Source organism: Micromonospora sp. WMMD812 (assembly GCF_027497215.1).
GTDB lineage: Bacteria > Actinomycetota > Actinomycetes > Mycobacteriales > Micromonosporaceae > Micromonospora.
The window spans coordinates 57,750-81,639 of the sequence record NZ_CP114904.1 but is presented as its reverse complement, the minus strand read 5'-3'; the positions used below and the strand labels follow the sequence as shown (position 1 = coordinate 81,639).

The 23,890-nt window shown below is 72.0% G+C and carries 16 protein-coding genes; 9 read left to right on the top strand and 7 right to left on the bottom strand.

The genetic code is table 11. From position 1 onward, the window contains the following. Positions 1-207 precede the first annotated feature (207 nt). From O7603_RS00315 to O7603_RS00280, 8 genes are all read left to right on the top strand, one after another. Positions 208-1,212: a multicopper oxidase domain-containing protein gene (locus O7603_RS00315; protein WP_281573635.1), complete on the top strand. Its 1,005-nt coding sequence runs from the start codon at positions 208-210 to the stop codon at positions 1,210-1,212. Between the two features lie 20 nt (positions 1,213-1,232). Next, on the top strand, positions 1,233-5,165 hold the full coding sequence (locus O7603_RS00310; protein WP_281573634.1) for a ThuA domain-containing protein: 3,933 nt from the start codon (positions 1,233-1,235) through the stop codon (positions 5,163-5,165). Positions 5,166-5,173: 8 nt separating this feature from the next. Next, the gene (locus tag O7603_RS00305) at positions 5,174-6,979 is read left to right on the top strand and encodes a plastocyanin/azurin family copper-binding protein (protein ID WP_281573633.1); all 1,806 of its coding nucleotides are present in this window, start codon (positions 5,174-5,176) and stop codon (positions 6,977-6,979) included. 32 nt (positions 6,980-7,011) lie between these two features. Continuing rightward, a complete protein-coding gene (locus tag O7603_RS00300; RefSeq protein ID WP_281573632.1) occupies positions 7,012-7,989 on the top strand; it encodes a hypothetical protein in 978 nt (325 codons plus the stop codon). 129 nt (positions 7,990-8,118) lie between these two features. Further along, on the top strand, positions 8,119-8,766 hold the full coding sequence (locus O7603_RS00295; protein ID WP_281573631.1) for a biliverdin-producing heme oxygenase: 648 nt from the start codon (positions 8,119-8,121) through the stop codon (positions 8,764-8,766). Beyond that, positions 8,763-9,068, top strand: coding sequence for a DUF2470 domain-containing protein (locus tag O7603_RS00290; RefSeq protein WP_281573630.1), 306 nt, complete (start codon positions 8,763-8,765; stop codon positions 9,066-9,068). The genes O7603_RS00295 and O7603_RS00290 overlap by 4 nt, the downstream gene beginning before the upstream one ends. Positions 9,069-9,369: 301 nt before the next feature. Next, positions 9,370-10,143 carry a hypothetical protein gene (locus O7603_RS00285; RefSeq protein ID WP_281573629.1) on the top strand — a complete coding sequence of 258 codons (774 nt, stop codon included), beginning with the start codon at positions 9,370-9,372 and terminating at the stop codon, positions 10,141-10,143. A gap of 178 nt (positions 10,144-10,321) precedes the next feature. Continuing rightward, positions 10,322-10,645 carry a plasmid stabilization protein gene (locus O7603_RS00280; RefSeq protein ID WP_281573628.1) on the top strand — a complete coding sequence of 108 codons (324 nt, stop codon included), beginning with the start codon at positions 10,322-10,324 and terminating at the stop codon, positions 10,643-10,645. A 73-nt stretch (positions 10,646-10,718) separates the two neighbouring features. On the opposite strand, the gene O7603_RS00275 is transcribed toward O7603_RS00280, so the two are convergent. From O7603_RS00275 to O7603_RS00255, 5 genes are all read right to left on the bottom strand, one after another. Then, positions 10,719-11,381, bottom strand: coding sequence for a hypothetical protein (locus tag O7603_RS00275; RefSeq protein WP_281573627.1), 663 nt, complete (start codon positions 11,379-11,381; stop codon positions 10,719-10,721). Between the two features lie 295 nt (positions 11,382-11,676). Next, on the bottom strand, positions 11,677-12,387 hold the full coding sequence (locus O7603_RS00270) for a hypothetical protein (protein WP_281573626.1): 711 nt from the start codon (positions 12,385-12,387) through the stop codon (positions 11,677-11,679). 753 nt (positions 12,388-13,140) lie between these two features. Continuing rightward, on the bottom strand, positions 13,141-17,112 hold the full coding sequence (locus tag O7603_RS00265; RefSeq protein WP_281573625.1) for a CARDB domain-containing protein: 3,972 nt from the start codon (positions 17,110-17,112) through the stop codon (positions 13,141-13,143). Between the two features lie 355 nt (positions 17,113-17,467). Beyond that, positions 17,468-18,208, bottom strand: coding sequence for a hypothetical protein (locus O7603_RS00260; protein WP_281573624.1), 741 nt, complete (start codon positions 18,206-18,208; stop codon positions 17,468-17,470). Beyond that, positions 18,201-18,701, bottom strand: a complete 501-nt coding sequence (locus O7603_RS00255) for a SigE family RNA polymerase sigma factor (protein ID WP_281573623.1) — start codon at positions 18,699-18,701, stop codon at positions 18,201-18,203. Before O7603_RS00255 ends, O7603_RS00260 begins: the two co-directional genes overlap by 8 nt. A 288-nt stretch (positions 18,702-18,989) precedes the next feature. Here O7603_RS00255 and O7603_RS00250 point away from each other — a divergent pair, with 288 nt between their 5' ends. Further along, entirely contained in the window at positions 18,990-22,109 is a 3,120-nt protein-coding gene (locus O7603_RS00250; protein WP_281573622.1) for a S8 family serine peptidase, read from the top strand. A 60-nt stretch (positions 22,110-22,169) separates the two neighbouring features. Here the strand turns inward: O7603_RS00250 and O7603_RS00245 are convergent, their stop codons facing one another. Together O7603_RS00245 and O7603_RS00240 are read right to left on the bottom strand one after the other, a co-directional pair. Next, positions 22,170-23,246, bottom strand: coding sequence for a glycoside hydrolase family 19 protein (locus tag O7603_RS00245; protein ID WP_281573621.1), 1,077 nt, complete (start codon positions 23,244-23,246; stop codon positions 22,170-22,172). Positions 23,247-23,374: 128 nt separating this feature from the next. Then, positions 23,375-23,863 (bottom strand): MarR family transcriptional regulator, encoded by a 489-nt coding sequence (locus O7603_RS00240; RefSeq protein ID WP_281573620.1) that lies wholly within the window; start codon positions 23,861-23,863, stop codon positions 23,375-23,377. Positions 23,864-23,890: the final 27 nt, after the last annotated feature.

Sequence of the window (23,890 nt, the reverse complement as noted above, 5' to 3'; positions counted from 1 at the left end):
ACCGCGTCCCTGGCAAGAGCCGGTCTTTTCGTAAGCAGATCTTTACTTTCGTCAATGCCATACATAGATTTTCGTCGTTCGACAAAAGTTCTGACTCATCCGAGAGAAGTCCGCGACGAGGTCACGGACGCGTGGGGGCCGACTCCTGCTGTCGACGGTCGCCGCACCCTGCCCTGTCGCGACCTGCTCGGGCGTGAACGGAGTTCCATGGACGACCATGCTGTCGGCTCCCCCCGCCACCTGTCCCGCAGATCCCTGATGACCACCAGCGTGCTGGCCGCCGGAGCGCTGGGCGTGGCCGCGCCCACGGTCGGCAACCCGTTCGCCGGGAGTCCGGCGCGGGCCGGCACCGGCGCCACGAAGCGCATCACCCTCTACGCCGAGCAGCTGCCCGGCGGGCTGTTCGGGTACGGCCTGGCACCCGGCCAGGCCACCGTGCCGGGTCCGGTGCTGGAGATGTACGAGGGCGACACGCTCGAGATCACCCTGGTCAACACCACCAACCAGCGACTGTCCATCCACCCGCACGGGGTGGACTACAGCACCGACTCGGACGGCAGCCCGCTCAACGCCTCGTTCAACAACCCCGGCGAGACCCGGACGTACGTGTGGCGCTCCCGGGAGATGTTCGCCGCGGCGGGTCGGCGCTTCATGCCAGGCAGCGCCGGCTACTGGCACTACCACGACCACTCGATGGGCACCGACCACGGCAGCGCCGGGGTGGCCAAGGGGCTGTACGGCGCGCTGATCGTCCGGCGCCGCGGCGACATCCTGCCGGAGAAGCAGTTCACCGTCGTGTTCAACGACATGCTGATCAACAACAGGATGGCCCCGGACACCCCGATGTTCGAGGCGAACCTGGGCCAGCGGGTGGAGTGGATCGCGATCGGGCACGGCAGCCTCTTCCACACCTTCCACCTGCACGCGCACCGGTGGGCGGACAACCGCACCGGGATGCTCGAGGGCCCGAGCGACCCGAGCCACGTGATCGACAACAAGGACCTCAACCCGGGCAGCTCGTTCGGCTTCCAGGTGCTGGCCGGCGAGGGCGTCGGGCCCGGGGCGTGGATGTACCACTGCCACGTGCAGTCCCACTCCGACGGCGGCATGGTCGGGCTCTTCCTGGTGCGCAACGCCGACGGCAGCATGCCGCCCGGCGCGGAGGAGGCGATCCACCGGTTCCAAGGCCACACCCACCAGCACGGCAGCTGACTGAAGGAGGGTGCACGGGGATGACCAGAAACGTACGACGAACCCTCGCCACGATCGCGGCGATCGCCACACTCCTGCCGGCCTCGGCGGCGATGGCCGCCGCGCCGGCGGCCGCGCCGAAGGCGGCACCACCGGACCCGATCAAGGTCCTCGTCTTCCACGGCCCCGCGGCCGAGCAGGACGACCCGGTGGCCCGCGCGACGGCGGAGATCAAGGATCTCGCCGCGGACCACGACATCGACGTCACGGAGTCCACCGACCCGGCCGTGTTCACCACGGCCGGGCTCGCGGCGTACCGCAGCGTGGTGTTCCTCTCCGCGACCGGCGCCACGCTCAACCGTGAGCAGGAAACGGCGTTGCAGACCTACATGAAGTCCGGCGGCGGGTTCGTCGGCATCGCCGACGCCGCCCGCGCGCAGGTCGACTCCACCTGGTTCACCGGGCTGATCGGCACCCGACCGGCCGGCGCCATCCCGGTCGCCGAGCCCGTGGCCCGGGTGACCGCCTCGGGCGAGAACCCGCCGAACGAGACCAAGGAGAAGCTGACCGACGGCGACGCCAACACCAAGTGGCTCGCGCGCTCCCCGACGGCGTGGGTGGCGTACGAGCTGAGCGCGCCGAAGCGCATCACCGGATACGCCCTCACCTCGGCCAACGACTCCCCCGGCCGGGACCCGAAGGACTGGACGCTGCAGGGCTCGGCCGACGGGCAGACCTGGTCCGACGTGGACCGGCGGACCGGCCAGAGCTTCGCGGAGCGGTTCCAGACCCGCCGGTTCGACATCGCCACCCCGCAGGAGTTCCGGCACTTCCGGCTGAACGTCACCGCGAACAGCGGCGAGCCGCTGACCCAACTCGCCGACCTGCGGCTGTTCACCGGCAGCACCACCGCCCCCGAACTGCCCCCGGTGAACCAGACGGTGGTCAACATCCTGGACCGCAACCACCCGGCCACGGCGTCGCTGCCGATGACGCTCACCCGCTCGGACCGCTGGGACAACTGGGACCCGAGCCCGATCGGCACCGTGCACACGCTCGCCCAGGTCGAGGAGCGGCACTACAACCCGGGACCGGGCGCCAACGGCCCGTTCCACCCGGTGTCCTGGTGCCGGGACTACGACGGCGGCCGGTCGTTCTACACCGGCATGGGCCACACCGAGGGCAGCTACGGCGAGGACGCGTTCCGTACGCACCTGGCCGGCGCCCTCAACTGGACCACCGGGCGGCTGCGCGGCGACTGCCAGGCCACGATCGCGGCGAACTACAAGGTGGAGCGGCTGACCGCGGCCAACCAGACCGGGCAGCTGGACCAGATCGGCGAGCCGCACGGTCTCACCATCGCGCCGGACGGCACGGTCTTCTACGTCGGCAAGGCGGCCTGCCCGACCGGCCCGATCGCCGACTGGAACAACCCGAACGTCGGCCTGGGCTGCGGCACCGTCCACTCCTGGGACCCGCAGACCAAGCAGGTCAAGCTGCTCACCACGCTCGAGGTGATGGGCAACCGGGGCAGCGGCTCCGAACTGGTGAAGAACGAGGAGGGCCTGCTCGGCATCGTGCCGGACCCCGCGTTCGCGAATAACGGCTGGCTCTACGTCTACTGGATGCCGCACGAGTCGATCGACCGGGTGCAGCGGGTCGGGCAGCGCACCATCTCCCGGTTCACCTACGACCGCGAGGCGCAGACCATCGACCAGGCCACCCGCAAGGACCTGCTGCAGTTCCCGGTGCAGATCCACAGCTGCTGCCACGCCGGCGGCGGGATGGCCTTCGACGACAAGGGCAACCTGTACGTGGGTTCCGGAGACAACAACTCGTCCGAGGGGTCGCAGGGCTACTCCGGCAACAACTGGACCCAGGAGTACCAGGGGATCTCGTTCCAGGACGCGCGCCGGACCTCGGGCAACACCAACGACCTGGCCGGCAAGATCATCCGGATCCACCCCGAGCCGGACGGCACGTACACCATCCCGGAGGGCAACCTGTTCCCGCCGGGCACCGAGAAGACCCGGCCGGAGATCTACGTGATGGGCGTCCGCAACATCGCCCGCCTGCAGATCGACCCGGAGCGCCAGTGGCTGACCGCCGGATGGGTGGGCCCGGACGCCTCGTCGCCCAGCCCGACCCTCGGCCCGGCCAAGTACGAGACGGCGACCATCATCACCTCGGCCGGCAACCACGGCTGGCCGTACTGCATGGGCAACCGGCAGCCCTACCGTGACCGCAGCAACACCGACGCGACGGTGCTGACCGGCTGGTACGACTGCGACAACCTGAAGAACGAGTCGCCGCGCAACACCGGCCTGGTGAACATCCCACCGGCCCGGGACAACATGATCTGGTACTCCCCCGACGGCGGCGGCCCGATCTTCCCGAAGCGCGCCGACGGCAGCGGACTCCCGACCTACGTCGCCGCCGACGCCACCTACACCCAGCCCTACCTGCGCGGCGGCGGCCAGGCCATCATGTCCGGTCCGACCTACCACCGGGACCGGGTCGACCCGAACAGCACCGTGGCCTGGCCGGCGTACTGGGACGACAAGTGGTTCATCGGCGACCAGTCGAACGCCAACAACCGCGTCGCGGTGACCGTCGACCCGGCCGGCGTGCCGCAGGCGGCCCCGCCGGTGTACGCCGAGTCGCTGCGGGCGATCATCCCGAGCGGCAGCGGGGACACCCGGCTGCAGAGCTGGATGGACGCCAAGTTCGGCCCGGACGGCGCGCTCTACCTGCTGGACTACGGCGGCGGCTTCTTCAGCCTGCACCCCAACCAGAAGTTGATCCGGATCACCTACACCGGTGGCGCGCCCACCCCGGCGCCGGCCGCGACGTCGGTGGCCGTCCAGAACAAGCCGCTGACCATCGCGTTCACCGGCTCCCGCTCCGGCGGCGTCAGCCACCGGTGGGAGTTCGGCGACGGCGCCACGTCGACCGAGGCGAACCCGCGCCACACGTACGCCCGGGTCGGCACCTACACCGCGAAGCTGACCGTCACCTACGCCGACGGACAGACGGCGACGGTGCAGACCACCGTCACGGTGGGCTGCGCGGCGCCGGACGGCCGGGACACGGTGTGGCTCGGCGACACCGACACCGGGGTGCCCAGCCGTACGGTCGGGCAGGGCTGCACCGCCAACGACCTGATCGACGACGAGAGCACCTGGCCCGACCACGACAGCTTCGTGCGACACGTCACCGCGGTCGCCCGCGCGCTGCAGGGCGACGGCCTGCTCACCGGCCGCGAAGCGGGCACGTTGACCCGGCTGGCCGCCGCGTCCGACATCGGCCGAGGCGGGCACACCGGGTACGAGCCGCTCTTCGACGGCACCGCCGAGTCGCTGCGCGGCTGGCAGCAGGCCCCGTCCGGGCAGTTCGGCATCCAGCCTGACGGGTCACTGCGCTCCAGCGGCGGCCTGGGCATGCTCTGGCACACCAAGGAACTCGGCGACTTCTCGCTGAAGCTGCAGTTCCGCGACATCGCGCCGGACACCGGCCGGGCCAACAGCGGCGTCTTCATCCGGTTCCCGGACCCGCGGATCCCGCTGGACCAGCGCCCGCCCGGCAGCTGCGGCACCGTCGGATCGGCCCGGACCTCACCCGCGTGGGTGGCCATCTACTGCGGGCACGAGATCCAGATCTACGACGGTGAGACCGGCGAGCCGCAGAAGACCGGTTCGGTCTACAACTTCGACCCGGTGCCGCTCGCCCAGGCCGGCGTCACCCCGAAGGACCAGTGGAACGACTACGAGATCCGGGCGGTCGGCCAGCACTACACGATCATCCGCAACGGAGTGGTGATCAACGAGTTCGACAACACGCCGGGCAAGCAGTCCTCCCGCGCCGGTGACCCGCCGACCGATCTGCGGCAGTTCCTCCGCGGCTTCGTCGGGCTGCAGAACCACGGTGACAACGACCTGATCGAGTTCCGCAACATCCGCGTGCGGGATCTCTAGGAGCGACCATGACCCGAAGACTGACGGCCGCGCTGGCGGTGCTCCTGCTCGCGGTGCTCCCGTCGGCCACGGCACCCGCGTCCGCCGCCCCGCGGGCGGCGGCGCAGGTGCTGACCTGGACCGCCGACGACGACATCACCCGCTACAAGTCCGCGCCCACCCAGGCGGTGGCCGGCGAGACCACGATCATCTGGGAGAACAGCGCGGCGACCGGCAACACCACCGGGATGCCGCACACGCTGACCTTCGACACCAGCACGGAGGGCTACAACCACGACGTCACGCTGAACATCCTGGCCAGCCCGTTCGACGCGAACGACGGGCGGCACCAGGCGACCGTGACCCTGACACCAGGCCGTTACCGCTACTTCTGCTCGATTCCCGGTCACGGCCAGATGGTCGGCGAACTGGTGGTCACCGACGGCGGAGGTGGCGACACCACGCCACCCGAGGTCTCCGCCAGCGTGGCGGGCGACCAGGACCAGGACGGCAACTACGTCGGCGCGGCCACGGTGACCGTCACCGCCACCGACGCCGGGTCGGGCGTGGACACCGTCGAGTACCAGATCGACGACACCAGCTTCCAGCCGTACACCGCCCCGGTGCAGGTCACCGCGATCGGTGACCACTCGGTGCAGTTCCGCGCCACCGACCAGGCCGGCAACACCAGCGCGGTCGGCTCGGTGTCGTTCCGGATCGTCGAGCCGGGCGAGGAGGACACCACCGCGCCGACGGTCACGGCCGACATCGCAGGCGACCGGGACGGCGACGGCAACTACATCGGTACGGCCACCGCCACGCTGACCGCCAACGACGCCCAGTCCGGGGTCGCGACGATCGAGTACTCGCTGGACGGGGCGGCCTTCACCACGTACACCGCACCGGTCGTGGTCGACGACGTCGGGATGCACATGCTGCACTACCGGGCCACCGACGTCGCCGGGAACACCTCGGCGGAGCAGATGGCCCACTTCACCGTCGTCGCCGCAACACCCGAGGACACCACTCCGCCCGTGGCCACCGCCACGGTCGCGGGCGACCAGGACGAGAACGGGGCGTACATCGGCCGCGCCACCGTGACCGTCACGGCCACCGACGCCGAATCGGGCGTCACGTCCATCGAGTACGCCCTCGACACCGGCGCCTGGACCGCGTACACCGGTCCGGTCGGCGTCCAGGCCGCCGGCGCGCACACCCTGCGGTACCGGGCCACCGACACCGCCGGGAACACCTCCGCCGAACAGTCGACGACGTTCACCGTCGTCCCCCCGCCGGCCGAGGACACCACCCCGCCCGTGGCCACCGCCACGATCACGGGCGACCAGGACGAGAACGGGGCGTACATCGGCCGCGCCACTGTGACCGTCACGGCCACCGACGCGGAATCGGGCGTCACGTCCATCGAGTACGCCCTCGACACCGGCGCCTGGACCGCGTACACCGGTCCGGTCGGCGTCCAGGCCGCCGGCGCGCACACCCTGCGGTACCGGGCCACCGACACCGCCGGGAACACCTCCGCCGAACAGACGACGACGTTCACCGTGGTCGTCGACGGCTCCGACGCCTGCCCCGGCTCGGACAGCCGGGACACGGTGATCATCGACGGTGACGACACCGGGGTGGCCAACGCCGACACCGGCAACGGCTGCACCATCAACGACCTGATCGACGAACACGCCGACTACCCGGGGCACGCCGCCTTCGTCCGGCACGTCGAGACGGTCACCGCCGCGCTCGTGAGCGGCGGCACGCTGACCAAGCGCCAGCAGGGCGCCATCGTCCGGGCCGCGGCCCGATCGGACGTCGGCGCATGAGTCATCGAACCTCATCGACAGGGAGTACAGCGATGCCCAGACGTACCGTCGCCAAGCTGGCCACCGTGAGCGCCGTCGTCGCCGTCTCGGTGCTGGCCGTGGCGCCCAGCGCACACGCCGACCTGGTCACCTACTGCATCGGCACCGGCGGTGCCGTGACGGTGCCCAACGATCTGTACGTCCCGGCCGGCGAGTCCTGCGCGCTCACCGGCACCACGATCACCGGAAACGTCAGCGTCGCCGCCGGCGGCAACCTGGTCGTCTCCGGTGGACGGGTCAGCGGCGAGGTACGTGTCGCCGCGGACGGCTACCTGGACGCCACCGACACGACCATCGGCGGCCAGGTGGTCCTGGCCGCCGGTGGGTACGGCGCCTTCCTCAAGGACGCCACGGCCGGCACGGTGACGGTGCGGCCGAAGGGCTCCGCGACCGTCGACAGCTTCCTGTTCGTGGAGGGGTCGACGATCGCCGGGCACGTCAACGTCCAGGCCGGCGAGGTCCGGCTGGACCGCGGCACGCAGGTGGAGCGCAACGTCAGCAGCACCGGCACCTACTACACCGACGTGCACGACTCGTTCGTCGACGGCACGCTGTCGGTGCTCAACAGCACCACCGGCAGCGTGGTGTGCGGCAGCGCGGTCCGCGGTCAGGCAACCTTCTCCGGCAACCTGGGCGGTGTGCAGGTGGGCCCGAACGGCGTCCTCGACGGCTGCGCGTCGGGCGGCTACTGGGGTCGGGACGTCAGCATCACCAACACCACCGGCGGTGTCACCGTCGACGACAACATCATCGACGGCCGGTTGACCGTGACGTCCAACAACCCGGTCGCCCAGGTCGCGGCGAACAACCGGATCCGCGGTGGCGTGACCGGTGAGCAGGCCGGCGCGAACGCCCGGTCGGCCCGGATCGCGGCGGCCCCGGACCGGGAGGACGCCGGAGAGCAGCGGGCACAGGCCCGCCGTACCTCGGCGGTGCAGGAGGCCGCGGCGGCCGGCGACGCCGGCCTCTAGGACGCGCTGTCCGCCGGGCCACGGGCGAGCCAGCCCGTGGCCCGGCGGCCGGCTCACGTGGATCATCCGTTCCGCCGGTTCCCCCCGCGCCACCATCAGCTTAGGGTTACCTAAGAACGGAGGTGTGCCGTGGGATTCGCGACGAGGCTGCGAGAGTTCACCCGGGCCGACCACGCGACGGCGCAGGGCACGGGTTACTTCGACGCACTGCTGGCCGGGCGCCTCGACCGCGCCGGCTACGCGGCGCTCGCCGGGCAGCTCTACTTCGTGTACGAGACGCTCGAGCAGGCCGCCGAGGCGATGCGGGACGACCCCGTCGCCGGCCGGTTCGTCTTCGACGAGCTGCACCGGCTGCCGGCGCTCGCGGCCGACCTGAGGCACCTGATCGGACCGGACTGGCAGACCAGGACCGGACCGGGCGAAGCGACCTCGGAATACCGGCAGCGCCTCCGGGAGGTGGCCTTCACCTGGCCCCTGGGATTCGTCGCGCACCACTACACCAGGTATCTGGGTGACCTCTCCGGCGGCCAGATCATGCGCCGGGCACTGCACCGCTCGTACGGCCTCGGCGAGGACGGCACCAGCTTCTACACCTTCCCCGGCGTGGATCCCCGATCGTTCAAGCAGCGCTACCGGAAGCTGCTCGACGAGGCGCCGTGGGACGCCGTCGACCAGGACCGCTTCCTGGACGAGGTGTCGCACGCCTACCGGCTGAACACCGCGATGGTGGACGAGCTGGGCCGCACCGTCCTGCCGCAGCCGACGGACGCGTCGTGACGCCGTTCACCCCCGACGTGGTCGCCGCGATCATGCGGCACATGAACGGGGACCACGCGGACGACTGCCGGGTGATCTGCCAGGGCCTGGGGGGCCGGCCGGACGCCACGGCCGCGACGATGTCCGGCATGGACGCGGCCGGCATGGATTTCGTCGCCACCGTGGACGGCGCCCCGGTACCGGTCCGGATACCGTTCCGCGCCCCACTCACCGAACGCCGTCAGGTCCGCGCCGAGGCGGCCCGCATGTATCGCGAGTCGTGCGCCGTGCTCGGCCTCACCCCGCGCCCCGACGCGACCTGATCGGCGCCGACGGCCGGGGCGGGCGGCTCGGGTCTCAGTCGGCGCTCGCCGGTCCCCGGTCCGTCGGGTCCCCGCCTCCGACCCTCCCACCGTCCCGACGCGGCGAGGTTAACCCTGGCGACCGCGACGTCGTGGTCGAATGGCGACGCGGTCACCGGGAGGTGACCGTCGGTCAGGCGGAGTGGCCCCGATCGCGGGACCGCTCAACGCGGAGGGACAGCGTCGTCGCCACGGCCGCGGACCCTGGTCGTTTCGGTCGGTTCGTGGCAGGGAACTTGAGCGGCGCCGGCAGAGACGAGGGATGACGATGCGCAACCGCACCCGACACCCGAGCGCCCGCGGCCGGACGGCGAGCGTGCTGTCCCTGCCGCTGCTCGCGGCCCTGACGCTCTCCGGCGGATGTGGCGCTGGTGAGGACGGGACCGATCCGGCCCCGTCGGCCACGTCACCGACGACCGCGGCGGCATCGTCGAGCCCGTCGGACCGGCCCTCCCCCACGGGCGACGCGAAGGTGGTCATCCCCACGTCCGCCTTCGTCGAGCTGCCACCGGAGCTGCGGAAGATGCCCCGACGGGCGACGCCCACCGAGCAGGCCCTGCCGAAGCTGTGCGGCAACGAGTTCGGCACCGGCGGCCGGCAGGTGACCGCGAGCGCCTCGATGACGGTCACCTACAAGCAGCCCGGTGACGACCCCACCTACGTGCCGCAGGGCATGATCCACCAGACGATCTTCACCTTCGCCGGCGAGGGTGCCGCGGACTACGTGCGACGGGTTCGCGATTCCGTCGAGGCGTGCCCGTCCTACGTCCGGGCGGGCGAATCCGTCACCGTCGAGAGCCGGCCCCTGCCCGGCGTCGGCGACGAGGCGGTGCTGCTGACCCGGACCTGGCCGCAGGCACACCCGGACGGGGAGCGCACCGGCGGCGACGCGACCAGCCAGATAGCGGTGATCCGCGTCGACGGGGTGGCGACCGTCCTCGACGACCAGGGGTGGGAGGGCACGAGCGGTAGCCCCGCCGTCCTGGATCGGGTCGCCCGCGAGGCCGTCCGCGCCATCGAGGCCTGGCAGCGGTAGGCCGCGCCGGCGGGTCCGGACCGGCCACCTACGGCCGCTCCCCGACCACGCGTTTCGCCTCCCGGGGCGCAGGGCATCTTGCCCACTGTCGCGTCAGCGCCGACGAGCCGGCCGACGGTGCGCCCGAACGGTGCGCACTGGACGCGCCGGGTGTCCCCACGTCACCGGGAGGCAAGCGATGCCCGCAGGGTCCAGCCCGAAGAGGGAGCGGCAGTACGAGCACATCAAGGCGAGCGCGAAGAAGCGCGGCGCCTCCACCGGCCGGGCCGAGGAGATCGCCGCCCGGACCGTCAACAAGGAGCGAGCCCGCTCGGGCGAGGCCCGCACCGCGAGCCGCTCCTCCCTCGACGACGTCTCGTCCGGGCATCGCGGCGGCAAGCGCTCGCACCGCGGCGCGCAGGGGCGCACCAAGGAGCAGCTGTACAACGAGGCGAAGAAGCGTGGCATCAAGGGCCGCTCCTCGATGTCCAAGGCGGAGCTGGAGAAGGCCCTGTCCCACTGAAGCCGGCATCGGGCGCCCGGAGGGCGACCCACCGGGGGTACGGCTCACCCGACCGGATCCCACCGGCCGTCGCTCACGGCGCCATCGCTGGCCTCTCCTGCCCGGCCGGCCGCCGACGGGTCGGCCGCGTTCGCGTGGCCTGCGGCTGCGCCGCCGGTCGACGCCACAGCGGGTGGATCGTGGTGCCGTCGGGGAGGGCGAAGGGCTCGCGGGCGACGTATCCGTGCCGGGCATAGAGGGCGGCCTCGGCGGCGGTCGCGACCTCCGCGTAGGCCGGAAGCGCGAGGCGATCCATCCGTACGAGGCAGCGGGCGAGCAGGCCAGCGGTGCGGGCGGCGTGCCAGGCGGCCGGTTGGACCGCGAGGAATGCCAGGTGGTTGTGCGCTTCGGTCGGACGGCGGACCGTGAGAAGTCGGTCCAGGCGGCGGAAGCGGTCGAGGTGGTCGCCGCAGACGGCGGTGAGCCGGTGGTGGTAGCTGGCCGGCGGCGGAATGGGCCGGTAGCGATGGAACCAGACGGCGGCGGCGGAGCGGTCGGCGAGGAGGAAGACCTCGCCGAACAGGAGCGCGTGGTCGACCCAGATTCGGGTCACCGCGGAGAGCACGGCTCGTCGCTGGTCACCGTCGGGCACGAGCCACGCGCCGACCGGCGAGGCGTGCAGGGACTCGGCGACGAGGCCGGCGACATGGCCGCTGTCGCACCACCGGGCGCGGACTGTGTGCGAAACACCTGGCATAGGAGACTCCCATGGATGGGCGGGGGCCCGGTCGACGGTGCGGTCCGTTCCACCGGGCGACGCGGTGCGGGTCAGGTCAGTAGCCCACCGCTGAGGCGGACGTGTCGTTGGGTCGGCCGTGGCCGCACGTTTCAGGCGTCGGCGCACGACGCCGCTCGGCGGTCGACGAGTTGGCGCCGCCACGGCGATGCCGGTCCCCGCGGGTCGGCGGGGAGGCCGGCCGAGCGGCTGCTCGACGGGGCGGCTCACGCCGTCGGCCGAGCCGTACCGGCAGCGGGTGCCGCCAAACGTGAGGTCAGGCAGGTCTGGTGTCGGGCTGCAGCGGTCGCCCGGTGAGCACCCCGCACCGAGGTGGAGCGCAGCCCTGGGGTGACAGACGTGGCGTCCACAGGTGCGGCGACACGTCGGCGACCACCGCCGTGGCGGTGCCAGCGGACGCGGAGCCGGCGGCGCTGCCGAGGGTGGCCGGCGTGAGGCCACCGGAGAGGGTGCCACCACCCGCGGAGCCACGACTCGCGCGGGCAGCGGCATCAGCTGCCCGCTCGGCGCCGACCCGTTGCGTCGCCGCCACGGTCTGGTCCGGCGCGGACGAGACGGCCGGTCGGTGCGTCCGGATCGCCGCTCGGGGTGGGACCCGCTCGGCGGTCCCGGGCGTGGTGGCGACCGGCACGGCCTCGGGCCCGGGTGGTGGGACCGGCTCGCCGGTCGGGGTGACCGGCTGGCCCGGCGACACCACCGGCGGCGCCGGGTTGTCGAGGATCGGTCGCGTCAGCCCGAGCACCGGGGTGAGGACCGGCGACAGCGACCCGACGATCGGCTCGACCACCGGCCGGACAGCGGCCGCGACCGGTGGGAGCAGGCCCGTTCCGGCGATCGCCCGCACCGCGGCGTCCACGACCGGACGCGTCACCGGCGCGACGGCCTCGACGACGTCGGCCAACCCTCGACCGGCCGCCCGGTCCACCGTGGGGGGCCCGGACGGCGCGGCGATCGCGCGCGCCGCCACTCGTTCGGCTCGACCAGCACCGGGACCGTCAGCAGGGCGGCCGCCGACGTGGGCCGTCGCGGCTGTCAGGTCGACAGGCGGCCGTGCCGCCGCCGCCTGTGGCGTGGCACGCTGAGGGCTCCGCGTGCCGGTCGCCCCCGCGACTCCGGACTCTGGTCCGTGGACCTTCCGGGCCTGGTCAGGTCCGCGGGTCTCGGCAGGTCGGCCGGTCTCGGCAGGGCGTCGGGGCTCGTCAGGTCCCCGGTCGATCGTGGTCGGCGCGACCGGGGCCGGCGGAGACGGGAGGATCCCGCCGACCACCGCGCCGGCGTCAGCGAGCAGGGTGCCGAGAATGCCCGGGCGAGGTCTCTCGACGGCCTGGGCGGCCTCGCCCTTGATCGCCTCGTACATGCCCCAGGTCACCGTCGTGCCGGTGATCAGGAGCAGTGCGCGCACGGCCAGCTGAGCGAGTCGTCGGCCGCGACGCCGCATCGGGCACCTCCCGGCTCGTCCACTGTCGCCCAGCAACGTTGGCAATTGTGCCCTAGATCGGCCGGTCGGTCACCCTCCGACGCGGCCGTCGACACCACGCGTACACGGCCGGTCCGGCCGGGCCCGCGGCCGGCATCCCCGGTCCGGCCGGACGTCGGCGGCGGGCACGGGACCAGCCAGGTGAGCGTGCGCCCTCGGTGGTCGCCGGGAGCACGTCACATGGCTGGTCCGTCGGGACGGCCGCGCAACGGGCAGTTCCGTGGGGGCGGCCGTCGTGCCGCGTCAGCTTCCGCTGATCACGAACTGCGACCCCGGTTGGATCACGATGTTGCCGTCGGCCGAGTTGGTGATGGTCACGTTGTTCAGGGTCGCGCTGCCCCGGGCGCCGCCCATGGCCAGGATGCCGGCGCCGTTGTTGGACTTGTCGATGCGTACGTTGGTGATGGCGACGTTCGGGACGTTGCCGCCGCCGTTCTTGAACTGGATGCCGTCGTAGGTCGAGTCGGAGATCTCGGTGTCCCTGATGGCGACCCCGAAGATGTCCCGGGTCGCCGGGAAGATCGTGATGGCGCCGAACTCCTGGTCCTCGTTCCAGAAGGCGCCACCGGTCCGGTAGAGGCCGTTGTTGGCGATCAGCGTCTGCCCGGAGAAGGGCAGCGGGTCATGGTCGGTGGCCAGCATGATGCCGGGGTAGTTCATGGTGTCGTAGACCAGGTTGTTCTCGATCGAGTTGTCGTAGCCGCCGTAGATGGCGATGCCGTTCGCGCGCCAGGGCAGTTGGATGGTGTTGTTGACGAAGTGGTTGTCGTGGGCGATGTCCACGTTCCGGTCCTTGACGTACGGGTTGGCCCAGACCGCCAGCGCGTCGTCGCCGGTGTTGCGGAAGGACGAGTTGAACACCCGCGAGTTCCGCGTGCCGTTGCTGAAGTTGATGCCGTCGGCGTAGGTGTTGCGGATCCGCATGCCGCTGAACTGCAGCCCGTCGGCCGGGCCCCAGAGCTCGGGGATGTTGTCGTAGTCCCGGCCGACCCAGACACCCACGTTGGCGTGCTCGATCCAGACGTTGCTGATCCGGGTGCCCGGCCCGAACCGGCCGTTGAGGCCCACCCCGCCCTCGGCGTTGCCGTCGCCACCACGGATCCGGCCCGAGCCGAAGATCGCGATGTCGGAGATCTCGGTGTTCCTGTCGATGTCGAAGCCGAAGTTACCTTCGTGCGGGTGGTTGATGCCGCCGACCACGTTCTGCGGCTCGGTCAGCGTGTAGAGCTGGGAGTGCCACATCCCGGCGCCCCGGATCGTCACGTTGCTGATGCCCACCTGGTTGTGCGGACCGCGGTTCAGCGGGTCGTCGGTGAGGATCTTCTGCTCCTGCCGCCACTGTCCGGCCGGGATCCAGACGCATCCGATGACTCCGTTCTGGTCGTCGGTCACCGCCCGCTGGATGGCGGCGGTGTCGTCGAGCCCATCGTTCGGGACCGCACCGTACGCCGTGATGGAGGTGCACCCCGCCGGCTGGCTCGCCGGTGGCGCCACCTGCTCCAGGTCGATCGTGTCGATGATGTAGAACGAGGCCGAGTCGCCCGTGTCGCGCTGGAGCTTGAACCGGGTACCGGCCGGGTAGGACTGCGCCAGCAGGGCGTTCGACTCGTCGAACAACCGCCGGGCGTCGGCCTGCGGGGTGTTGGTGAGCGCCTCCGGCCCGTCGGTGTTGCCGTAGAGCCAACTGTGCCGCGACGACAGCGTCAGCTTCCGCGAGAAGGTGTCGTTGATGTAGAGGCTGATCGTCGCCTCGATGCCGCCACCACCCGGCGCGTCCGGGATGGAGTTGCGCACCACGATGGAGTTCGCGGCGTTGGTCGAGGTGAACTCGACGAACTGGCCGGTGCTGTTCAGCCGGACCGACTTGCGGCCGGAGGACTCGGTGGCGAAGTTGGTGTGCCCGAAGGTGCGCAGCGGGTCGGTCTCCAGCAGCACGCCCTGGTAGCGGGCGGCTTCCGCCTCGTAGGAGACGTACGGGACCGCCGCCCCACGCCCGACCACGATCGACTGGGTGAACGTGTTGTTGGTCTCGTTGGTCTCGGCGACCGTGTTGGTCGCGTCGGCGGTGGCGGTGATGGTGGCGCCGCCGCTGGTAGCCGTCCAACTCCCGGTGATGGCCACGTTGACCGTGGTGCCGGCGGCGATCGACGCGGTGTTGGTGTTGAGCGTGGTGCCGCCCACCGCCAGTCGGGTGACCGTGGTGACGCCGGTCGCGGTGGTACCACGGTTGCGGACCGCCACGGTGAAGGTGACGGACGCCCCGACGGCCGGGTTCGGCGGGTTGGAGGTGATGCCGAGCACCTGCAGGTCGGGACCCGGGGCCTGCGCGACCACCAGCGGCGAGGCCGCGGTGAAGCTGTTGTTGCCGTTGTTCTGCTCGACGATCGTGTTCGTCGGGTCGACCACCGCCGTGACGCTGTAGCTGCCCATCGGCCGGGTTCCGGCGTTGAACGAGACGGTGGTGGAGCCACCGGCGTTCAGCGCGCCCACCGCGGCGCTGCCGACGACCGTGCCCGCCAGGCTGAAGTTCACCGTGGTGGCGCCGGCGGCGGCCGAGCCGATGTTCTGGACCACGGCCGAAAGGGTGACCGGAGTGGCTTCGTTGGGCGACGCGGGCGACCAGGTCGTCGAGCCGATCACCAGGTCGGGGTTGGGCGCGGGGGTGCCGCACACCTCCAGCTCGGCCACCTGGCCCGACGGGGCGCCGGTGTTGGCGGTGAACCGCAGCTGGACGTCGGCGGTGGTCGCGGTGACCGGGATGCTCACCACGTTGTTGCCCTGGACGAACTGGTAGCTCGCCGCCGACACCAGGTTGGCGTACGTCGACGAGGCCTGGTCGCGGCCGAGGATCTGGATGGTCTGGTTGCGGGTGCCCCAGGCCGGGTCGGGGTTCAGTTTGACGGTGACGGCCGTGATCGAGTGGTTCGCGCCGAGCGCCACGGTCAGGTTCTGCGGGTAGCTCGGGGCGCCTTCCCAGTAGGTGCCGACCTGCCCGTCGTTCGCCTTCTCCGGGGTGTAGGTGAACGTGGAGCCGCTCGCCGTCATGGTCTTGCCCTGCGCCACGTTGGTGCAGGCGGGGGGCGTCGTGCCGGTCCGGGTGACGGTGTTGCTGTTGCCGGAGAGATTGCCGGCGCCGTCGCGGGCGCGGACGTGGTACGAGACGGTCGCCGTCGCGGGCTGGGTGTCCTGGTACGTGAGGACGGTGCCCAGCGTCGCGACGAGGCCGCCATTGCGGTAGACGTTGTAGCCGGCCAGGCCGCTGCCGCCGGAGTCGGTGGAGGCGCCCCAGGTGAGCGTAATCGTGCTGCCCGACGTGCTGTGCGACAGCGTGCCCGGGACGCTCGGCGCGATGGTGTCACCGCTGCCGGTCCGGGTCACCGTGTTGCTGTTGCCGGAGACGTTGCCCGCGACGTCACGGGCCCGCACGTGGTACGAGACCGTCGCGGTGGCCGGCTGGGTGTCGTTGAAGGTGGTGACGTTCCCGATGGACTGGAGGAACGCGCCGTTGCGGTAGATGTCGTAACCGGCGATGCCGCTGCCGCCCGGGTTGTCGGTCGACGCGACCCAGTTGAGGGTGATCGTGGTGCCCGACTGGGTGTAGGAGAGGTTGCCCGGCACGCTCGGCGCGGTGGTGTCCGGTGTGCCGCCGCCGCTGCCGTAGACCTCGAGTTCGGAGAGTTGCCCGGCCGGCCAGCCGCTGTTGGCCGTGACGGTGATCCGCAGGTAGCGGGTGGAGGTCTGGTTGAAGGTGATGGTGACCGTGCTGCCGGTCGTGGGATTGAAGGTGTAGGTCTGCGGCCCGACCAGGTTGCTGAACGACGATCCGTTGGCGCTGCCCTGCACGCTCAGGGTCTGCGTACGCGTCGGCCAGCCGGCGGTCGGCAGCTTGAGCACGACCTGGTTGACGGCCTGCGACGAGCCGAGGTCGACCTGCACCCAGCCGGGGAAGGAGTTGTTGACGCTCTCCCAGTAGCTGCCCGCGTTGCCGTCGACGACCTTCGACGAGTCGTAGACGTCCGCGTGGCCGCTCTCCTGGGTCGGGCGCCCCTGGGCGAGGTTCGTGGCCGCCGGGGCGTTGGCGGGGCTCGTCGCGGCGGTGGCGCCGGCCGGGCCGGGGGTGCCGGCGGCGTTCGCGACGGCTGCCGACCCTGCCGTGACGATCATCGTGGCCGCGAGTGTCGCCGCCATCATCCTGAGCAGATTGGTTCGTCTCATCGCTGTCCTTGTCGTCGGGGGACGGTGCCGCGGGTGGCATGGCCACGGGGTGGGGGCGCGCGGCGGGTGGAGTGTGCGGTGGCGCGGCAGGGTCGGCGTTTCGGACCCGCGCCGGTCCGGTGCCGGGGGCCGAGGAGCGGGGGTGGCAATAGGGAGAAAGGCCGCCGAAGAGGCGGCCACTCGCGACTTTGCAGACCGGTGCAAGGAATCAAGCACGTCTTTGTCGAGATCTTGCATGGCGTTGACCAAAGGTTACTGACGTGCTACGGACGCGTCAATACTTCGACGGCTGTCACTATTGACGGCCCCCCGCCCGGCATCGCCGGGCGAGGGGGTCGAGCCCGGGCCCCGCTGGTCAACGGGTGGGGCTGCTCCCCCCGCCCGGACCCGCCACGGTGGCCGGACCACGGTCCGCGAACTCGTACGTCGTCGTGAGGGCCTCGGGCAGGTCGGGGACCAGGGCGTTGGTGCCGTCGACCACCTGGACGTAGCGCTTCCCCTGGAAGATCGAGTAGCTCCCGTCAGCGACCCGCTCGATCCGGTAACGCTGCGCCGGCGCGGCCGGGTCGCACTCGCGGGCACGGACGCTGCCCGGCGCGGCGTCGTGCACGACGGTCATGCAGACCTCGCGCCCGCCACGCGGACTCGCGAGCACGATCTGGAACGCGTCCCCCTGGGGGCGGAGGACCCACAGCGACCGGTCGTCGACGTCCCGCTCGGTGGTGGCCCGCACCTGGTCGTCGTCACGGCCGACCGCCAGCGCGGCCGCACCCGAGCCGGGCACCAGGATCTGGACCTGCCGCCCGCCGCCGAGGATCTCCTGCGGTCCCGCCGAGGCGGTCACGGACGGGGCGACCGACGCCGGTACCGCGCCCGCCGGCCCGATGCCGCGGCCCGGCGTCTCGACCCGGTCCCGCGCCGGCAGCAGGGTGGCCCCGGCGGCCACGACCAGTACGGCCAGGCCCGCGCCGGTCACCGCCACCCGACGCCGCCGGCGCCGGTCGCCGCGGTCGCGCAGGGTCTGCGCGGCAGGCAGCGTCGTGACTCGGCGGACCCCGTCGGCGATGGCCGTGAGGTCGTCGCGCGGATCAGCCATGGGAGGCCCCCTCCTGGTGCGCCTCGGTCAACATCCCGGCCATCGCTCTCCGGCCGCGGGCCAGGTACGTCTTGACGGTCCCGACGGGCCGCTGCATCTCGGCCGCCACCTCGGCGACGCTGAGATCGTTCAGGTGGTGCAGCACGACGGCGCGGCGTTCGTCGGCGCTCAGCCGCCGCAGCGCCTGCAGCAGGGCGACGTGGTCCTCGTTGAGGCCGGGCACGCTCTGGTCGACGGCGGCCCGGTGGTGCGCGCGCATCCGGTTGAGCGCCTTGCGCCAGCTGCTCACCGCGGCTCGCGAGGCGACCCGGCGGACCCACGCCTCGGGGCTGTCCGCCTCCCGCACCGTCCCCCAGCGCTGCCAGGCCCGCGTGAACGCCTCGGCGACGGCGTCCTCCGCCTCGTTGAGGTTGCCGGTCAGCAGATAGACATGACCCACGATCCGGCCCGCGCAGGCCGCGTAGAGGGCGTCGAACTCCTCGGCGTCACGCATGCGACCGGTGCCCCCTCGAAGCCTTGTCCCCTGCTCACCGCCGCATGCAACCCGGCAGGGATGGCCGACCCCACCCGCGCGGTCCGAGAATGTGACCGCCATCACACCCAGGACGATCAACCCGCCGCGCGAACCAGGCGTCATCGTGCCGACCCGGGAGAGGCCCGTGGCGGAGAGGACGATGTGCGACGACGGCAACGACGCGCCCTGACAGCCGCAGTGCTCGCGACCGCGCTGGCCGCGACGGGCCTGACGGCTTCCCCAGCGGGCGCGCGGGAGAAGCCGGAGGTGCCGGTTTCCCGACCGGGCGGCACCTTCACGTTGATCACCGGGGATCAGGTGTCGCTGGACGCGGACGGCAACCCGACGATCCAGCGGGGACCGGGGCGGGCGGGAATGCGGTTCGTGACCAGCCGGGAGGGCGGCCACCAGTACGTCGTCCCGGTCGACGCGCTGCCACTGCTGCGCGACGGGAAGCTCGACCAGCGGCTGTTCGACCTCACCGCGCTCGGCGAGCTCGGCTACGACGACCGGACGGCCGACCTGCCACTGCTGGTCGCGTACCCGGAGAACGGTGCGGCCCAGGCGCGGTCCGCCGCCGGCGGCGCCCGGGTGCACGCCGACCTGCCCGCCGCCCACGCGCTGGCCGTGCGGGCGGACCGGGACGACCGGGTCAGACTCTGGTCCTCGCTCACCGGCGGCACGCCGTCCGCGCGTTCGCTCGCCGCCGGAGTCACCCACGTCTGGCTCGACGGCAAGCGCCGGGTCACCCTGGACCGCAGCGTGCCCCAGATCGGCGCCCCGGCGGCCTGGCAGGCCGGGTTCGACGGCACCGGCGTCACCGTCGGCGTGCTGGACACCGGCATCGACGCCAGCCACCCCGACTTCGCCGGACACCTCGTCGCGATCCGGGACTTCACCGGCGGCAACGACCCCGGTGACACGGTCGGCCACGGCACCCACGTGGCATCGACCATCGTGGGCAGCGGCGCCGCCTCCGGCGGCCGGTACCGCGGTGTGGCCCCCGGCGCGAAGCTGGTCGTCGGAAAGGTCTGTGCCACCAACGAGTGCCAGGACTCGGACATCATCGCCGGCATGCAGTGGGCCGCGTCGCAGGCCCGGGTGGTCAACGTGAGCCTGGGCGGCACCGACGCGCCGGGGCTCGACCCGCTGGAGACCGCGGTCCAGGACCTGAGCCACCGGTACGGCACACTCTTCGTGGTCGCCGCCGGTAACGAGGGCAAGCCGAAGTCGGTCATGTCGCCGGCCACCGCGGACGACGCCCTCGCCGTCGCCGCGGTGGACGCCGACGACCAGCGGGCCTACTTCTCCGCCCGGGGTCCCCGCCTCGGCGACAACCACATCAAGCCCGAGATCAGCGCGCCGGGCGTCGACATCGTGGCGGCCGCTCCCGGCGGCGGCTACGTCCCCATGTCGGGCACGTCGATGGCGACCCCGCACGTGGCGGGTTCGGCCGCGATCCTCGCCGGACAGCACCCGGACTGGTCCGGCCCGCAGCTCAAGGCCGCCCTGATGGACTCGGCCAAGCCAACCGGCGAGGACAGCCTCTACGAGCAGGGCGCGGGCCGGCTGGACATCGGCCGCGCGGTCGCCCAGCCGGTCGCCGCCGACGTCGCCGCGATCGACTTCCCGGTCCAGCGCTGGCCCCACGCCGACGACGCGCCGATCTCACAGGTCGTCGGCTACCACAACACGGGCGCCACGCCGGTCACCCTGTCCCTGACCGTCGCCCCGGCCCCGGCCGGCATGATCACCGTCAGCCCGGCCACCCTGGTGGTGCCGGCCGGCGGCCGCGCCGAGGCGACGGTCACCGTGGACACCCGGGTGGACGCGCCCGACGGCCATTACCAGGGCGCGCTGACCGCGACCGGCGCCGGGGACCTGCGGGTGCGCACTCCGTTCGCGCTCAACCGGGAGATCGAGAGCTACGACGCCCGGCTCGACCACACCGGGCGCGACGGCCGACCGGCCACCGAGTACCGCACCGTGGCGGCGAACCTGGCGACCGGTGAGTTCACCACCCTCGACGGCCAACCGGGCGGCGGCACCCTGCGGCTGCCCAAGGGCCGTTACGCGCTCTACAGCACCATCCACGAGGGCGACACGTCGACCCTGCTCGTGCAGCCGGTCCTGGACGTGCGCGGCCCGGTCACCGAGGCGCTCGACGCCCGCACGGCCCGGCCGGTGTCGCTGACCGTGCCCCAGCGGGACGCCGCACCGCTCTCGATCAACGTGAGCGCGAACTGGGACGACGGCCTGCGCTACCCGGGCGTCCAGCTCAGCGGAGCGTCCTTCGCGGACGTGTTCTTCGGCCGGATCGGGCCGGCCGTCGCGGCCCCCGAGTTCGCCGCGACGTTGGGCATCGGGCTCGCCCGCCCCGGTCCGGACGGGACCTTCCGGAACAGCCCCTACACGTACGACCTCGCGTACGTGCGTCAGGGCGACATGTTCACCGGCCTGGACAGGAAGCTGTCGCCGAAGAACCTCGCCACCGTCAAGGCGACCTACCGGAGCCAGTCCACCACCGCGACCGCCGTCCGGTTCCACCGTGCGGCGTCCCCCGGCGGCCCGGGCCCGATCGGCTCGAGCACGTCGGTCGACCTGCCGTTCCACGCCACCGAGTACTACAACACCGACGGCGGGATCGTCTGGACGTCCACGGTCGTCGAGGGCGACAACGTCACCACGCAGGAGTCCACCTTCCAGCCGGGCCGGACGTACACCCAGACCTGGAACGCGGCGCCCTTCGGGCCCACGATGGGAGGGGCCCCGGCCTGGTCGCCGCTGGGATACGCGGGTCGTGACGGCGACACCATCTCGGTCGCCTCGCCGCCCCTGTTCGGCGACGCGACGGGCCGCCCGGCCAGCCGGGACGACCTGCAGGTCAAGCTCCGGTTGTCGCGCAACGGCGCGGAGATCGCCACCGCGGACGGCCCGTACGCGGACTTCTCGGTGCCCGCCGGCAAGGCGACCTACCGCCTGGAGGCGACCGTCGCCCGTGGGGCCCCGGACACCCTGTCGACGTCGGTCTCGGTGGCCTGGACCTTCACCTCCGCGCACACGACGAAGCCGGAGCGGCTGCCCCTCACGACGGCCCGGCCGACACCCGTGCTCGACGACACCAACACGGCCCGGGCGGGCCGGGCGATGACCATCCCGGTGGCGCTGGACCGGCAGGCGGGCTCGACCGCCGCGCCCAACCGGACGCTCGGTGTCTCCGCGTCGTTCGACGACGGACGGACCTGGGTCCCGCTGCCGGTCGTCCGGGGGGTCGCTCTCATCGCCCACCCGCGCCGGCCCGGCTTCGTGTCGCTACGCCTGACGGCCGCCGACACCGCCGGCAACACGGTGACGCAGACCATCCTGCGGGCGTACCGGATCGCCTGACCCGGTCCGGATGCCGGGCCTCGTCGCCCTCGATCGGCGGCGACGAGGCCCGGCTCCGGGTCAGCAGTAGAGGTTCGCCCCGGCCGGCACGCCGAGGACGCCGACGAACTGCTGGTACTTGGTGACGCGGCTTTGCACCTGGGCGGGGTTACCGCCGTTGCACTCGATCGAGCCGTTGATGCTGCGGATGGTCTCGCCGAACCCGGCGCCGTTGACCATCGCGTTGTGGGCGGTCATGGTGCCCGGCCCGTTCTGGGTCATCCAGTACCAGATGGCCGTCTTCCAGGCCACCGCGGCATCGTTCTGCACGAGCCACGGGTTGGTCAGCAGCGGCAGCCCGAGGGCGTTTCCGGCGGCGTTGTAGTTGAAGTTCCAGCTCAGCTGGATCGGCCCACGCCCGTAGTAGGCGGCCTGCCCGGCGGGGCAGCCGTAGGGCTGGCCGGGGTCGCAGTAGTGCGGGTAGTTCGCCTGGTTCTGCTCCACGATGTGGACGAGCCCGCCGGTCTCGTGGTGCACGTTAGCCAGGAAGGCCGCGGCTTCCTGGCGCTGGACGGTGGCGCTGCCGGTCTTGGTGAAGGCCGGGTACGCGCTGAGGGCGGCGACCAGTCCGGAGTACGTGTAGAAGGAATTGCGGCTCGGGAACATCTGGTTGAACTGGGCCTCGGTGACCACGAAGCCGCCGGGGCCGGGCGGCGGGGTGGTGGGCGGCGTGCCGCTACAGGTGTACGGCTCCCAGTACCAGGTGCTGATGATCGGGTCGTAGCCCGGGTTGTCGTGCTCGGCGACGTAGTACAGGCCGTTGGTGTACCGCACGATGCTGCCGGCGGGGTACCAGGTGCCGGCGACCCAGTTCGGGTGGTTGCAGCCGCCCGTGGGCGGCGGCGTCGTTCCACCTCCGCACGCGCCGAGATCCTGCCAGACGCCGGTGGTGCCCGGCGGCGCCTCGTTCTGGGTCCACCACTTCGCCTGGTAGTTGCGGCCGTTGTGGGAGGCCTGGTCGCCTCCCCAGTAGACGGCTGAGGATTGCCACGCTGCCGCGCACGCCGCAGCCGAGGCCGGGGTCGACGGGAGGACCGCCACCAGTCCGCCGGCGACAGCTAGTGCCGCCAGCGCGACCAGGGCTCGCAGTCTCGACATCTGATCACTCCTTCCGGGGGATGGCACGCGCCGATGGCTCGGCAGCACATCGACAGGAGTGACTGTAACACCTTCTGTTCACAATCTTTACTATTAGCTCGGGCCGGTCGCTCCCGGGCGCCCGGGGATCATTCCTCCCGGCGCCGGCCGAGGTGCGCGCCGAGCGCCGCCGCGATCTCGCCCGCCGCGAGGAGTTGATCCGGCGTGAGCGCGTCGACGAAGAGCTCGCGGATGGCGCGCAGGTGCGGAACGGTGGACCGCTGGAAGGCCTCGGCCCCGGTCGGCGTGAGCAGGATCTCGGCGCCCCGGGGATCGGTCGCGCACTCCTGCCGGCGGATGAGCCCCCGCCGCTCCATCCGCCCCAGGTGATGGGAGAGCCGGCTGCGCTCCCAGCCGATGTGTGTCGCGAGTTCGGAGGAGCGCAGCCGCCGCTCCTGCGCCTCGCTGAGGGCGAGCAGGACGGCGTAGTCGCCGGGCGAGAGCGCGGAGTCGCTCTGGAGGCGGGACGCGATCCGGGACCGGAGCACGTCCGTCGTCTCGATGAAGTCGCGCCAGATCCGTAGCTCCTCCGCGGTCGGCAGCTGGCGTCCTCTCGGCCGCGGTGTGTCCTTCGTCATCGGCCCCTCCTGGATTGACATGTCAAT